The 12,410-nt window shown below is 68.4% G+C and carries 13 protein-coding genes; 2 read left to right on the top strand and 11 right to left on the bottom strand.

All coding sequences use genetic code 11. The annotated features are described in order from the left end of the window. Window positions 1-48: 48 nt before the first annotated feature. Genes E7T09_RS01280 through E7T09_RS01265 form a run of 4 tightly spaced genes read right to left on the bottom strand, consistent with a single transcriptional unit; the run spans window position 49 to window position 2,660 of the window. Window positions 49-927, bottom strand: a complete 879-nt coding sequence (locus E7T09_RS01280) for a DMT family transporter (RefSeq protein WP_136387332.1) — start codon at window positions 925-927, stop codon at window positions 49-51. Between the two features lie 34 nt (window positions 928-961). Then, window positions 962-1,579 carry a pyridoxamine 5'-phosphate oxidase family protein gene (locus E7T09_RS01275; protein WP_136387331.1) on the bottom strand — a complete coding sequence of 206 codons (618 nt, stop codon included), beginning with the start codon at window positions 1,577-1,579 and terminating at the stop codon, window positions 962-964. Next, window positions 1,576-2,193 (bottom strand): DJ-1/PfpI family protein, encoded by a 618-nt coding sequence (locus tag E7T09_RS01270; RefSeq protein WP_136387330.1) that lies wholly within the window; start codon window positions 2,191-2,193, stop codon window positions 1,576-1,578. Before E7T09_RS01270 ends, E7T09_RS01275 begins: the two co-directional genes overlap by 4 nt. After that, window positions 2,190-2,660, bottom strand: coding sequence for a GNAT family N-acetyltransferase (locus tag E7T09_RS01265; protein ID WP_136387329.1), 471 nt, complete (start codon window positions 2,658-2,660; stop codon window positions 2,190-2,192). Before E7T09_RS01265 ends, E7T09_RS01270 begins: the two co-directional genes overlap by 4 nt. 17 nt (window positions 2,661-2,677) lie before the next feature. Between E7T09_RS01265 and E7T09_RS01260 the strand changes: the two genes are divergently transcribed. Beyond that, complete coding sequence (locus E7T09_RS01260) at window positions 2,678-4,204, top strand: PLP-dependent aminotransferase family protein (protein ID WP_168734649.1); 1,527 nt, start codon at window positions 2,678-2,680, stop codon at window positions 4,202-4,204. Between the two features lie 60 nt (window positions 4,205-4,264). Here E7T09_RS01260 and E7T09_RS01255 read toward each other — a convergent pair whose 3' ends face one another. Both E7T09_RS01255 and malQ read right to left on the bottom strand, forming a co-directional pair. After that, window positions 4,265-4,837: a cob(I)yrinic acid a,c-diamide adenosyltransferase gene (locus E7T09_RS01255; protein WP_136387328.1), complete on the bottom strand. Its 573-nt coding sequence runs from the start codon at window positions 4,835-4,837 to the stop codon at window positions 4,265-4,267. 55 nt (window positions 4,838-4,892) lie between these two features. Then, window positions 4,893-6,404 carry a 4-alpha-glucanotransferase gene (gene malQ / locus E7T09_RS01250; RefSeq protein ID WP_136387327.1) on the bottom strand — a complete coding sequence of 504 codons (1,512 nt, stop codon included), beginning with the start codon at window positions 6,402-6,404 and terminating at the stop codon, window positions 4,893-4,895. Window positions 6,405-6,552: 148 nt separating this feature from the next. Here malQ and E7T09_RS01245 point away from each other — a divergent pair, with 148 nt between their 5' ends. After that, entirely contained in the window at window positions 6,553-7,230 is a 678-nt protein-coding gene (locus E7T09_RS01245) for a hypothetical protein (protein WP_136387326.1), read from the top strand. Window positions 7,231-7,233: 3 nt separating this feature from the next. On the opposite strand, the gene E7T09_RS01240 is transcribed toward E7T09_RS01245, so the two are convergent. The 5 genes from E7T09_RS01240 to panC all read right to left on the bottom strand — a co-directional run bounded on the left by E7T09_RS01240 (window position 7,234) and on the right by panC (window position 12,360). Next, window positions 7,234-8,019, bottom strand: a complete 786-nt coding sequence (locus tag E7T09_RS01240) for an amino acid ABC transporter permease (RefSeq protein ID WP_168734648.1) — start codon at window positions 8,017-8,019, stop codon at window positions 7,234-7,236. Window positions 8,020-8,182: 163 nt separating this feature from the next. Further along, a complete protein-coding gene (locus tag E7T09_RS01235) occupies window positions 8,183-8,938 on the bottom strand; it encodes an ABC transporter substrate-binding protein (protein WP_136387325.1) in 756 nt (251 codons plus the stop codon). Between the two features lie 159 nt (window positions 8,939-9,097). Next, window positions 9,098-10,273 carry an ABC transporter ATP-binding protein gene (locus tag E7T09_RS01230; RefSeq protein ID WP_136387324.1) on the bottom strand — a complete coding sequence of 392 codons (1,176 nt, stop codon included), beginning with the start codon at window positions 10,271-10,273 and terminating at the stop codon, window positions 9,098-9,100. A 198-nt stretch (window positions 10,274-10,471) separates the two neighbouring features. Beyond that, window positions 10,472-11,548, bottom strand: a complete 1,077-nt coding sequence (locus tag E7T09_RS01225; RefSeq protein WP_136387323.1) for a type IV pilus twitching motility protein PilT — start codon at window positions 11,546-11,548, stop codon at window positions 10,472-10,474. Beyond that, entirely contained in the window at window positions 11,545-12,360 is an 816-nt protein-coding gene (panC, locus tag E7T09_RS01220; RefSeq protein WP_240741658.1) for a pantoate--beta-alanine ligase, read from the bottom strand. Before panC ends, E7T09_RS01225 begins: the two co-directional genes overlap by 4 nt. Between the last annotated feature and the right edge of the window lie 50 nt (window positions 12,361-12,410).

The following is a 12,410-nucleotide window of genomic DNA, read 5'->3' as shown; positions in this document are numbered from 1 at the left end:
AGGCGTTCGGGTTCTGCGCGTCATGGCCGGTGTCCAGCCCGGCCGATCTCAGGTGGACGGCGCGGGCCGGGGCCGGCGGGGCGGCAGATTGATCAGCCCCAGCCCCGCCAGCACCACGATCACGCCCACCAGGGAGATCACGCCCACGGGTTCTCCGGCCAGCGCGGCCCAGCCCAGGCCCCACACGGGCAGCGCGTACGTGACGGCCGTGAGCTGGGTGGGCGACACGCGCGCCAGCAGGCCGTAATACAGCAGGTACGCCAGACCGCTGCCGACCACGCCCAGGAAGATCACGGACACCACCGCACGGGTCGTCAGCGTGGCCGGGTGCGCTCCGCCGAGCGCGATGGGCAGCAGCATCAGGGCACTCAGACCGAGTTGCGTGGTCGCCAATCCCACCGAATCGAGGCCCGCCAGCGTGCGCTTGGCGATGGTCGTGGCGACCGCGTACCCGAGCGAGGCGATCAGCAGCACGATCGCGCCCTGCACGGTGGCGTGCCCGCCACCCAGCCCACCCGACACGGTGAGCGCCACGCCCCCCAGACCCAGGAATACTCCGGCAATTATGGGACTGCGCAGCCGCGATTCGCGCAGGGTCAGGCCGATCAGCAGGGCAAACAGCGGCGTGGTCGCGTTGATGATCGCAGCGATGTTGGAGCTGACCGTCTGCTCGCCCCACGCGAAGAACGTCCACGGCAGGACGTTGTTGAACAGGGCCACCAGCAGCAGCGGCCGCCACAGCCGCACTGGGGGCAGCGAATGACGGCCCAGCCGCAGGGCCGCGAACAGCACCAGCGCTCCGCACACCGACCGGAGCAGCGCCACCCACACGGGCGGGAACACCTCGCCCGAGTAGCGGATCAGCAGAAACGACACACCCCAGAAGGCCGAGAGCAGGAACATGTCCAGGGCGTCGCGGCGGGTCATGCCTGGACTCCGTGGTGGGGGACGTGTCGCTTGCTCATGGGTGAACCTCCTGCGCGGGGCGCAGCCGCGCCTGCTCGGGCGTCAGCGCGCGCCAGCCGTCGTCCTGAAGGGCGGCGGCCGGCCAGTTCTCCTTGCCGCTCCAGCGCTCGATCTTCAGCGAGTACACGGACGTGCGGGCCAGATCACTGTCCAGGATCGGCCGGGTCTCGCGGCCCACCGTCAGGTCCGGGAAGAGGCGTTCCGACAGCGTGGTGAGCGCCCTGCGCTTGCCGTCTACATCGTCGATGAGGTGGGCGGTGCCGAACACGATCACGCTGCGGTACTGCACGGACAGTTCCAGGGGAGACGAGCTGGGCAGTAGCCCACCGATCTCGGACGCCTCGAAGGTCGCCGGGTGGCCCTGACCCGTGTTGGCCCGCAGGCGTCCGGTGATGTTCGTGTGGTACACGAGATCGTGCTCCTGCGGGCGGTACGCGAAGGCCAGCGGCGTGATGAACAGCGTGGCGTGCCCGTCTGCCGACTGCCACACGGTCGCCACCCGCCCGATCCGGACGCGCAGGAGGAGCGCCTGAATCCACGCGTCGTCCCGGCGGTTCTGGGGTCGGCGGCTGAGCGACGGGTCTCGGACGGCGGGATCATAGTGATCCGTCATGCGCCCGCCTCGTTCCACCTGCCATCCATCCAGGAATAGGCCATCTGCCGGGCTGTGCGCTCGGCCAGGGCGCGGGAGTGCAGCCGCTCGACGAGATGCAATGTCATGTCGATGCCCGCGCTGATCCCGCCCGAGGTCACCACGTCGCCCGTATCCACCCAGGACACGTCCGGCACGACGGTCAGGGCGGGAAACTGCCGCGCCAGATCGGCCTGATCCTCCCAGTGGGTGGTCACACGGCGGTCGTCCAGCACGCCGGCCTGGGCGAGCACGAAGGCACCTGTACAGACCGAGGCCGTCAGTTCCGCCCTGGCGGCCTGGGCCCGTACCCACGCCACGACCAGCGGGTCGGCCTGCACGGCATCCACCACACCGCCCGGCACGAGCAGCACGTCCAGCGGCGGGTGATCCGTCAGCGTGAACTGCGGCAGCACGCGCAGCCCGCCCCGCGCCGAGACGGGCTGGAGGTCACGGGCGATCAGCAGCGGCTGGAACGGCGCGTCTTCGCCACTCCGCACGGCGAGGCGCGAGGCGACGCTCAACACCTCGAAGGGGCCGCCCAGATCGAGCACCTCGATGTCGTCGAAGATCAGGAGGCCGACGATCCGGGTCATGTCGGCTCCCCGCTCCCCAGCGCCTTGCTGAAGTGGTGGGCGCTGATGGTCAGGCCGTGTGCGTGGTACAGCCGGTGCGCTGCGAAGCGAGTCGCTCCGGTGCCGGAGTCCAGATGCAGCGCCACGCAGTCCAGGCGGCGGGCCTCGACGTCCAGCCAGTCCAGCAGCGCCCCGGCGTGCCCGCGCCCACGCGCGTCTGGGACGGTGCTCAGGTCGTCGAGGTAGAGGGTGCGGCCCTCCCACAGGTTCGTGATGACGCGGTAGCCGGCAATCGCGGCGGCCTCCGGGCGGCCCGCCTCGAAGGCTCCGGTCAGCCGATACCCCTCGGGCTCCACGGCGCGAAGATGGGTCTGCAGGCCCTCGGCGCTCGCGGTCGCGGGCGAATGCGGTCGCAGTGCCCGCAGCGCGGGCAGGGCCAGGGCAGCGTCCGCGATGGCCACCGGGCGAAGGGAGCGCAGATCGGTCATGGTCGTACACTAGCCGCATGGTGGACTCCGAGACAGCTCCACTTCGGCATCTTTCAAGCAGTCCACTTCGTGGCGCGCGGATCGACGGCCTGCCCTTCCCGGTGACGCTGGAACGCGGCACAGGCGAATCCTTGCACGCGCAGCTGAGCGGGCGGCTCCGCGCGGCGGTGCTGTCCGGCACCCTGCCGGGAGGATCGGCGTTGCCCGGCACGCGCACGCTGGCCGCGTCGCTGGGCGTCACGCGGGGCGTGGTCGCGGACGCGTACGCCACCCTGGTCGCGGACGGCACGCTGGAGGCCAGCGTGGGCCGGGGCACGCTGGTGCCGGACGGCGCCGCGCAGGCTCCTCAGGGACAGGTGATACGCCCACCCCCCTGGGTCACATCGTTCCTGGCCCCGCCAGTCGACGGGCCGCTGCCGTCGGACGGCGTGGTCTTCCAGTCGGGCGTGACGACCACCCGCATGCTCGATCTGCGGGCGTGGCGGCAGGCATGGGCGGTCGCCGCACGCCTTCCCGTGGGCGGTCAGTACGGCGATCCGGCGGGGGAGCGTGACCTGCGGGTGGCCCTGGCCGCCTTCGTGGCCCGGCAGCGTGGCCTGGCCGTGACGCCGGACGCCGTGGTCGTCACGGCTGGCACGCTGCACGCCCTGAATCTGATCGTGCGCGCCCTGCTGCCGCCCGGCTCGGCGGTGGTGTTCGAGGAGCCCGGCTACCGCGCGGCGCGGCAGGTGCTGCTCGACGCCGGGCACACGGTTATTCCGATACCGGTGGACGAGGGCGGCCTGAGGATCGGCCCGGATTCGCCCCCGGCGCGGCTGGTGTTTGTGACGCCCAGCCACCAGTTCCCGCTGGGCGGCCGGATGAGCCTGCCCCGCCGGCTGGCGCTGCTGGAGTGGGCCAGACGCCACGACGCCCTGATCGTCGAGGACGATTACGACGGCGAATTCCGCTACGACGCTCCACCCCTGCCGACCCTGGCCAGTCTGGACGCGGGAGGCGGGCGCGTGCTGTACCTGGGCAGCCTGAGCAAGGTGCTGATGCCGGGCGTGCGCACCGGCTTCCTGACGGCCCCTCTGGCCCTGATTCCGGCCCTGGTGCGCGCCCGCACGTTGCTCGACTTCGGGCATCCGCTCCCTATGCAACAGGCCGTGACGTGGCTCCTCACGGGCGGGCACATCGACCGGCACATCCGCCGGGCGCGGCGCTGGCACGCCCAGGTGCGGGAGGCCCTCACGCAGGAACTGGCGCCTCTGGCGCCGCTCGCCACCCTGGGCGGCATCGAGGCGGGCCTGCACGTGTGCTTGCACCTGCACGGCGATCTGGACGCGCAGGAGGCCGCGGCGGCCCTGGCCGGACGGGGAGTCCATGTCACGACGCTGGACACCTACGCCCTGACCCCAGATTGTCCGCAAGCGCTGGTTCTGGGCTTCGGTGCCCTGACAGTGGAGGAGGCGCGGCGTGGGGCACGTGTGATTGCCGCTGTCATCCGCAAAGGCTCATCGGGTGTCCAACAGGAACAGAGGTCGTCAGGGCAAAGCGGATGAAGTGAGAGAAAGGAGCGATTACAAAACTGTTGCCATGATCGCTCTCTGAGAAGTCCTCCCCTACCGGCGACCCTTCACGAGCCACGCGTGTTCCTCGATCCCGGCCGCCTGGTTCGCGGCGCGGGCCATCACGAACAGCAGGTCCGAGAGGCGGTTGAGGTAGACCTGCACCTGCGCGTTGGCGTCTTCCTCGTGCAGCAGGCGGATCACCTCGCGTTCGGCGCGGCGGGCCACCGTGCGCGCCACGTGCAGCGCGGCGGCGGCGGGCGTGCCCCCCGGATGGACGAAGCCTGTGAAGGGTGGAGCGGCCTCCTGGTAGCGGTCGATCATGGCCTCGACGAAGGTCACGTCCTGCCCGTCCAGGCGTGTGATCTTCGACTCGTAGGTGGTGCCGCTGCGGGTGGCAAGGTCGGCACCCACGTCGAACAGCGCGTTCTGGAGGTACTCCAGGTCAGCGTCGAGGGCGGGATCGGGCTTGTGGCTGCGCGTGTTGTGCGCACGTGCGAGGCCGATGGCCGAGTTCAGTTCATCCACCGTGCCGTAGGCCTCGACGCGGATGTTCGCCTTGCTGACCCGGTCTGCGCCGTACAGGCCCGTGGTGCCGCCGTCGCCGGTCTTCGTGTAGAGCTTCATGGACTGAGGGTAATGCAGGCAGCACGCCCGAGCGGGCTGGCCGCCTCCCGGTCTGTTACGCCCGGCGGGTCTCCTCGGTCAGCTTCCGCAGGCTGGTCGCCAGATCCGGCCGCAGGTCGGCGGCGTTGTAGCGCCATGTCCAGTTGTGGTCGCCGGTCGTGCCGGGCAGGTTCATGCGGGCGTCGGTGCCCAGGTTGAAGATGTCCTGGAGGGGCACCACGGCGAGGTTCGCGCGCGTCTCGAAGGCAATCCGGGTCAGGAGGGGCGCGAAGGTCTCCTCGGTGGGGTCGGAGTTCGTGTAGGTGCGGAAGTTGTGTTTCTCCTGCTCGTCGGCGTGTGCCCACCAGCCGCGCGTGGTGTCGTTGTCGTGGGTACCGGTGTACACGATCTGGTTCTCACGCAGGTTGTGCGGCAGGAAGTCGTTCACGCTGAAGTCCCCGCCGCCGAACGCGAACTGCAGAACCGCCATGCCGGGGAACTCGAAGTCGTCCCGCAGGGCCTCCACGTCCGGCGTGATCACGCCCAGATCCTCGGCGATGATCGGGAGGACGCCCAGCGCCGTGCGGACGGCCTCGAACATCTCATGGCCGGGGGCGGGCACCCAGCGGCCGTGGATGGCGGTCTCGGCGGGGAAGGGAATTTCCCAGTACGCGGCGAAGCCCCGGAAGTGGTCGATGCGGATCACGTCGTACAGCTTCAGGCTGCCCTTGAAGCGCTCGATCCACCACGCGTACCCGTCCTCACGCATGACGTCCCAGTGGTACAGCGGATTGCCCCACAGCTGCCCGGTCTCGCTGAAGTAGTCCGGCGGCACCCCGGCCACCACGGTCGGCTGGCCCTGGTCGTCGAAGTAGAACTGCGCGCGGTTGGCCCAGGCGTCGCTGGAGTCCATCGCCACGAAGATCGGGATGTCCCCGATGATCTGGATGCCCCGATCGTGCGCGTAGGCGCGGGCCGCGTTCCACTGCCGGAAGAACAGGAACTGCGTGAACTTCACACGATCCAGCGCCTGTCCCAGCGACTCGGCGGCCGTGGCCAGCGCCTGCGGCTCACGGTCGCGCACCGCCGGCTCCCATGCGTTCCATGGGAGGCCCCCGTACAGCCGCTTGAGGGCCATGAACAGCGCGTAATCGTCGAGCCACGAGGCCTCCGCGACCTTGAAGGCCTCGAACTCCTCGGCGAGTTCGGGACGCGCACCCTCGCCGAACGCGAAGTGGGCAAAGGCGCGTTCCAGCATCTGGTTGCGCCAGATGAACTGCTGTCCGAAATCCACCTTGCCCGGATTGAAGTCCGGTACGGCCAGGAAATCCGCGTCGTGCAGCAGGCCCTCGGCACGCAGTTCGGTCAGGTCGATCAGGTAGGGGTTGCCGGCGAAGGCCGAGAACGCCTGGTACGGGCTGTCGCCATAGCCGGTCGGCCCCAGCGGCATGACCTGCCAGTACTTCTGGCCGGCGGCAGTGAGCCAGTCGATGAAGGTGCGGGTCTGCGCGCCCAGTTCCCCGATGCCATACGGGCCGGGAAGGCTGGTGGGGTGCAGCAGGACGCCACTGGAACGGGAGATGGTCATGGGGAACCTCCGGGAACGGGGGCGAAAAGGACGCGGACGGTGGAAGTGATTCCAGACAGTCTGAGGATAGTACACCGCCCTACACCCGCGTCCGGGCTCCGGCAGACGATCAGAAAACGGTGAGATACCGCGTGCTACACCGGGCGATGTGCTCCGCCCTGCCCCTGCCCTGCTGGCCCTGCTGCTGAGCGGTGTTCCCAGTGTCCGTGCCCTCCCTCCCGCGCCAGCTCCGGACAGCGCTCTCCTTGGCGGCCTGCGGAGCTTCAAGAACGCCTTCACGCCCGTGTCCGGCGAGACGTCGCTGCTCGCCTACGCCGCCCGGGAACACCTGGACTGGACGGCCTTCCAGAACCTGTTCAGCCTCCAGGTCACGGACACCCGCGCCGGCTACCTGGACTGGCGCGGTCACTCGGCCACCACCGCCGGCAGTGTCTTTACTACCCTGCGTGCCGCCACGTACCGTGCAGGCGCTCGCACGCTGCTGGTCGTGAACCGCGAGTGGTGCGCGTCCGGCAGTTGTCAGACCCGAACGGCCTTCAGCTGGCTTGATGGAAGCACCCTGAAACCCGTGAAGGACGCCACCGTGATCCCCCTGATCCGGGACACGGACTTCTACCTCGGCCCAGTGCCCGCCTGCCTCAGGGGCGTGACCCTGAACGTCAGCTACCTTCCGTCTCGGCAGGGCGGCACGCTGTCCGCCGTGGCCGTCGCGCCGCGCGCCGCGCAGCAGGCCTGCCTGCTGTCCGGGCTCCTGCCGGAAGCGGTGACGCGCCCCCTGACCTTGCACTGGACGTCCAGCGCGGGCAAATTTCGCAGGGGCTGGTAGGGCTCAGCGCGTGGCGATCTTCACGCGGCGTTCGAGCTGGTCCGTGAAGATCGTCATGACGCTCGTCAGGGCCAGGTACACGATCGCCACCGTGGTCAGCACCGGGATCGGCTGGAAGCTCTCCGAAGACACGCGGGAGCCCGCCAGCGTGAGTTCCAGCAGCGCGATGCTCGAGGCCAGCGAGGAATCCTTCAGCAGCGCCACGAGGTTGTTCACCAGCGGAGGCACCACGATCCGCAGGGCCTGCGGCAGCACGACCGTGCGCATGGTCTGCGCGCCGCTCAGGCCCAGGCTGCGGGCCGCCTCCGTCTGGCCGCGCGGAATGGCCAGGATGCCCGCGCGGATCACCTCGGCGTTGTACGCGCCGACGTTCAGGGCCAGGGCGATCACGGCGGACCAGAACTCGTCGAGCTGCACCTTGATGCCGATCGCGGCCAGCAGGGGCGGCAGGGCGTTGTACACGAACAGGATCTGCACCAGCAGCGGCGTGCCGCGCACCAGCCACACGAAGAAGTTCGCCGGGGCGCGCACCCACAGGCTGGCGCTCGTCTTCTGGATGCCCGCGATCATCCCCACGATCAGGCCGATGAACCCGCTCACGACCGTGAGTTTCAGGGTCATCTGCGCGCCCTCGACGAACAGGTCGGCGCGCGGCCCGATGGGATCGGGCATCTGCCGCAGGATCACGGTGATCACGAAGAACAGCGCCAGAAAGGCCAGCACCGCGCCGACCAGCCACAGCAGCAGCGAGCCCCCGCCGGGGGGTCGGGCCGGTTTCGTGGCGGTCACGCCTGATCCCACGGAGACCGGTGGCCGGATGCGGACAGTGATCGCATGGACATTTGGTGGATGATGCCACACCGGCGACCCGGTGGGCAGGCCGAACGGCGCCAGCCCGGCCCATGGCAACGGGACGACCCCACTGGAGCCGTCCCGCCGGGTCAGGGGGCGCTTACTTGCAGCGCACGTCCTCGCCGAAGTAGCTCTTGCTGAGCTTGGCGTAGGTACCGTCCTTCATGCTCTGGGCCAGGGCCGTATTGAGCTGCGTCAGCAGGGAGCTGTTGCCCTTCTTGACGGCCATGCCGATCCGCTCGTTGAACAGCAGCGCGCCCTGCACCAGCTTGCCCTTCTGCGCCTTCACGAGGTCGATCCCGGTGAACTTGTCGCCCACCCAGGCGTCCACGCGGCCCGCCATCAGCGCGGCCTGTGCATCCGTGTCCTTGGGGAAGGTCTTGACGGCGCCCACGCCCGGCACCTTGCTCACGTTCTCCAGGTACGTGGTGCCGACCTGCACGGCCACCGACTTGCCCTTTAGCGCGGCGGCCGTCATGGGACCGCCGGGCTTGGTGACGATGGCGCCGCCCGTGCAGTAGTGCGGGTTGGCGAAATCCACAGCTTTCTGTCGCTCGGGCGTGATGCCGTGGCTGGCGATCACGAAATCGTAGCGATCCTGGCCCAGGCCGATCAGCAAATTGTCGAAGGGCTGCGTGATCCACTCGACCTTCACGCCCAGATCTTTGGCGAGCTGGTTGGCAAGGTCGACTTCGAAGCCCGTGAGTTCCTTGCCCTTGAGCAGGTTGAAGGGCGGGAACGCGCCCTCGGTGGCGATCTTGATGGTGCCGGATTTCTTGATGTCGTCCCAGGTGCGGGCCTGGGCGGTCGTGGCGAGCAGCGCGAGGGCGGTCAGGGTCAGTATCACTTTGTTCATGGAAGCTCCTTGGGGCTGGTTCTTTCTTGGCCTGCAGTGGATGCCGAGGAGTCTAGCGGCCTGTCCGGGCACGGTAAAGGGCGACCGCAGGGTAAACCGGCGATCTTGCATGCCACATGAAAACGCCGCCCACGGGGGCGGCGTGCGGCGAAGCTGGGTTCAGTCCGCGCTGACAGCGGTGCTGGCGTACTCGTAGCCCAGGCCGGGCGTGTCGGCCTGCCCACGGGTTCCGGCCGGCGTGCCCCGGTCGATGGCCAGCTCGGTGGCCGGATCGAAGGCATGCAGGCGGGTCTGGTCGAGCAGGATGTCGATGTGGTCGCCAGGCTGCACGAGCGCCTGACCTTCGACCTTCACGGTCATATCCTGACCGGCCACGTTGATGATCAGGTCGGTCTGCGCGCCGAGCGGCTCGACCACCACGACCGTGCCTTTGAGCTGGTTGGTGCCGACGGGCAGGTCAGAAATGCCGGGCAGGCCGACATGCTCGGGGCGGATGCCCAGGACGACGTCCTTGCCCTCGTAGGCCTTCAGGCTCTGGCCAAGGCGACCCATCGGCGCGACCTGTCCGTCACCCACCACGACGTTGCCGTTCTGCACGCGGCCCGTCAGGAAGTTCATGCTGGGGCTGCCGATGAATCCGGCCACGAATTTGTTCTGCGGGAAATCGTAGAGGTTCATGGGCGTGTCGACCTGCATGATCACGCCGTCGCGCATGACGACGATGCGGTTGCCGAGCGTCATGGCTTCCACCTGGTCGTGCGTCACGTACACGATCGTGGCGCCCAGGCGGCGGTGCAGCTGGGAGATCTGGGAGCGCATCTCGACGCGCAGCTTGGCGTCCAGGTTCGAGAGCGGCTCGTCCATCAGGAACACTTTCGGTTCGCGCACGATGGCGCGGCCCATGGCCACGCGCTGGCGCTGCCCGCCGGAGAGCTCCTTGGGCTTGCGGCCCAGCAGGTGCTCGATCTGGAGGATCTTCGCGGCGTCACGGACGCGGCGGTCGATCTCTTCCTTGGGGGTCTTGCGGAGCTTCAGGCCGAAGGCCATGTTCTCGTACACGTTCATGTGCGGGTACAGCGCGTAGTTCTGGAAGACCATGGCGATGTCGCGGTCTTTGGGCGGCACGTCGTTCACGACGCGATCCCCGATCTTCAGGATGCCGTCGCTGATGTCCTCCAGGCCCGCGATCATGCGCAGGGTGGTGGACTTGCCACAGCCGGACGGCCCGACGAACACCATCAGTTCCCGGTCGGCAATGTGAAGGTTGAAGTCCTTCACCGCGTGGTGCTTGGTGCCGTAACGCTTGTTGATGTGCTCCAGAATGACTTCTGCCATGCTCTTTCGCCTGCCTCTTCGCCCCTACTCTTGCCCGTGAATGGGCTCCACGCGGGGTGGAGCGGATCGGGCAACCGGGGTACGTGAACGAGAAACCCGGACTTCCACTGACGCCTGTCTGACAGTGCGAAGTTTACCACGCCATAACACGCAGGTTGGAATCAGGCTGGACAATCTGGAGAGGCGGGCGGGGGCCGTTCAGAAGGCGATGCCGCTGCGCGTGACCATGAGCTTCAGTTCGTGCGGGCTGGTGGCCGACGCGAGGGCCTCGTCCATGGTGATCAGGTGGTTGCGGTACAGCTGCACGAGGTGCTGGTCGAAGGTGTGCATGCCACGAATGTTGTCCTCGATCAGGGCGTCCTTGATCAGCGGCGTCTTCTCCTCGTCCTTGATGTAATCCTGCACCAGGGGCGTGTTCAGCATGATCTCCAGCGCCAGCACCCGCCCCACACCGTCCGAGCGCTTCAGGAGCCGCTGGCTGATGATGCCGACCAGCGATTCGGACAGGTGGATGCGGATCTGGTCGCGCTCGTAGGGCGGGAAGAAATCGATGATGCGGTTGACGCTTCTCACGGCGTCCTGCGTGTGCAGGGTCGAGAGCACGAGGTGGCCGGTCTGCGCGGCCGAGAGCGCGGCCTCGACGGTCTCCTTGTCGCGCATCTCGCCGATCATGATCACGTCCGGATCCTGACGCATGGCGTACTTCAGCGCCGAGCGAAAGTCGCGGGTGTCGCTGCCGATCTCGCGCTGCACCACAATGCTCTTCTTGTTCTTGTGCAGGATCTCGATGGGGTCTTCCACCGTGATCACGTTGTAAGCGAACGTCCGGTTGATGTGGTCGAGCAGGGAGGCCAGCGTGGTGCTCTTGCCGCTCCCGGTCGGGCCGGTCACCAGGATCAGGCCGCGCGGCGAGTCCGCGAGGCTGCGCATCAGGTCGGCCGGAAGGCCCAGGGATTCGAAGCCCGGAATGGCGTCCGAGACGATCCGCATGACGATCCCGACCGCGCCGCGCTGGCGGAACACGTTACAACGGAATCGGCCCAGCCCCGAGACCGAGTACGCCAGGTCCAGCTCGTGCCGGTACTCGAAATCGTCCCACTGCTCGGCCGGCATCAACGCCTGGGCCAGGGCCAGCGTGTCGGGCGGCATCAGCGCCTGCGAGCCGAAAGGCACCAGCTGCCCATCCACGCGGCCCATCGGTGGACTGCCCGCCTGGAGGTGCACGTCCGAGGCGCGGCGGGTCACCATCTCGCGGAGCAGTTCGTCCAGGGTCATGCGTCGCCTCCAGGGGCAGTCCCCACGTCCAAGGGCAGGTTGTCGATCAGGCGCACGCCGTACATGCGGGCGGCCACGAGCACGCGGGTCATGGGATCATTGTCCACACGGTTCCTTTCCGCCGTGTCACGGACCAGGGAATCAGGGGCCCGCAGGTCACCGCCCACCACGTCCAGGTACTCCACCTCGGCGTCGGGCTCGTGCGCCAGCACGTCCAGTCCCGCCTGGCGCAGGGCGGACGTCCGGCGCTCCCCGCCCGCGTACGCCGCCTGCACGGCCCGCAGGGCCTGAACCAGCACCACCGCACGCTGTTTCTGGGGGGCGCTCAGATACGAGTTGCGGCTGCTCATGGCCAGCCCGGACGGCTCGCGCACGGTCGGCACGCCCACGACTTCCACCGGCACGTTCAAGTCCGTGACCATGCGCCGCAGCACCGCCAGCTGCTGCCAGTCCTTCTCTCCCAGGAACACCCGGTCCGGACGCACCAGATTCAGGAGTTTCAGCACCACGGTGGCCACGCCCACGAAATGCCCCGGCCGGGAGGCGCCATCCAGCGGCTCACTCACGCCGGACACCACCACCCGCGTGTCGAAGCCCGGCGGGTACATTGTCCCGACCTCCGGGTAGAACACCGCGTCCACTCCAGCCTCAGCTGCCACGTGCAGGTCCCGTTCCAGGTCACGCGGGTACTTGGCGAGGTCTTCCTTCGGCCCGAACTGCAACGGATTTACGAAGATGCTCAGCACCACCACGTCGCATGCCCGGCGCGCCTGTCGGATCAGGGTCGCGTGCCCCTCGTGCAGGTAGCCCATGGTCGGCACGAACCCCACCACGCCCCGGCCGCTCAGCGCCGCGCGCAGCA

This window comes from Deinococcus sp. KSM4-11 (genome assembly GCF_004801415.1).
GTDB lineage: Bacteria > Deinococcota > Deinococci > Deinococcales > Deinococcaceae > Deinococcus.
Note: the sequence above shows the minus strand (reverse complement) of the source record. Positions and strands in the feature narration are given on the sequence as shown.

What these genes read in the sequence shown, in the direction of transcription:
- E7T09_RS01235 (WP_136387325.1), bottom strand. Translation starts at nt 8,938, where the DNA reads ATGAACAAAGTGATACTGACCCTGACCGCCCTCGCGCTGCTCGCCACG.
- E7T09_RS01230 (WP_136387324.1), bottom strand. Translation starts at nt 10,273, where the DNA reads ATGGCAGAAGTCATTCTGGAGCACATCAACAAGCGTTACGGCACCAAG.
- E7T09_RS01280 (WP_136387332.1), bottom strand. Translation starts at nt 927, where the DNA reads ATGACCCGCCGCGACGCCCTGGACATGTTCCTGCTCTCGGCCTTCTGG.
- E7T09_RS01225 (WP_136387323.1), bottom strand. Translation starts at nt 11,548, where the DNA reads ATGACCCTGGACGAACTGCTCCGCGAGATGGTGACCCGCCGCGCCTCG.
- panC (WP_240741658.1), bottom strand. Translation starts at nt 12,360, where the DNA reads ATGGGCTACCTGCACGAGGGGCACGCGACCCTGATCCGACAGGCGCGC.
- E7T09_RS01275 (WP_136387331.1), bottom strand. Translation starts at nt 1,579, where the DNA reads ATGACGGATCACTATGATCCCGCCGTCCGAGACCCGTCGCTCAGCCGC.
- E7T09_RS01270 (WP_136387330.1), bottom strand. Translation starts at nt 2,193, where the DNA reads ATGACCCGGATCGTCGGCCTCCTGATCTTCGACGACATCGAGGTGCTC.
- malQ (WP_136387327.1), bottom strand. Translation starts at nt 6,404, where the DNA reads ATGACCATCTCCCGTTCCAGTGGCGTCCTGCTGCACCCCACCAGCCTT.
- E7T09_RS01255 (WP_136387328.1), bottom strand. Translation starts at nt 4,837, where the DNA reads ATGAAGCTCTACACGAAGACCGGCGACGGCGGCACCACGGGCCTGTAC.
- E7T09_RS01265 (WP_136387329.1), bottom strand. Translation starts at nt 2,660, where the DNA reads ATGACCGATCTGCGCTCCCTTCGCCCGGTGGCCATCGCGGACGCTGCC.
- E7T09_RS01260 (WP_168734649.1), top strand. Translation starts at nt 2,678, where the DNA reads ATGGTGGACTCCGAGACAGCTCCACTTCGGCATCTTTCAAGCAGTCCA.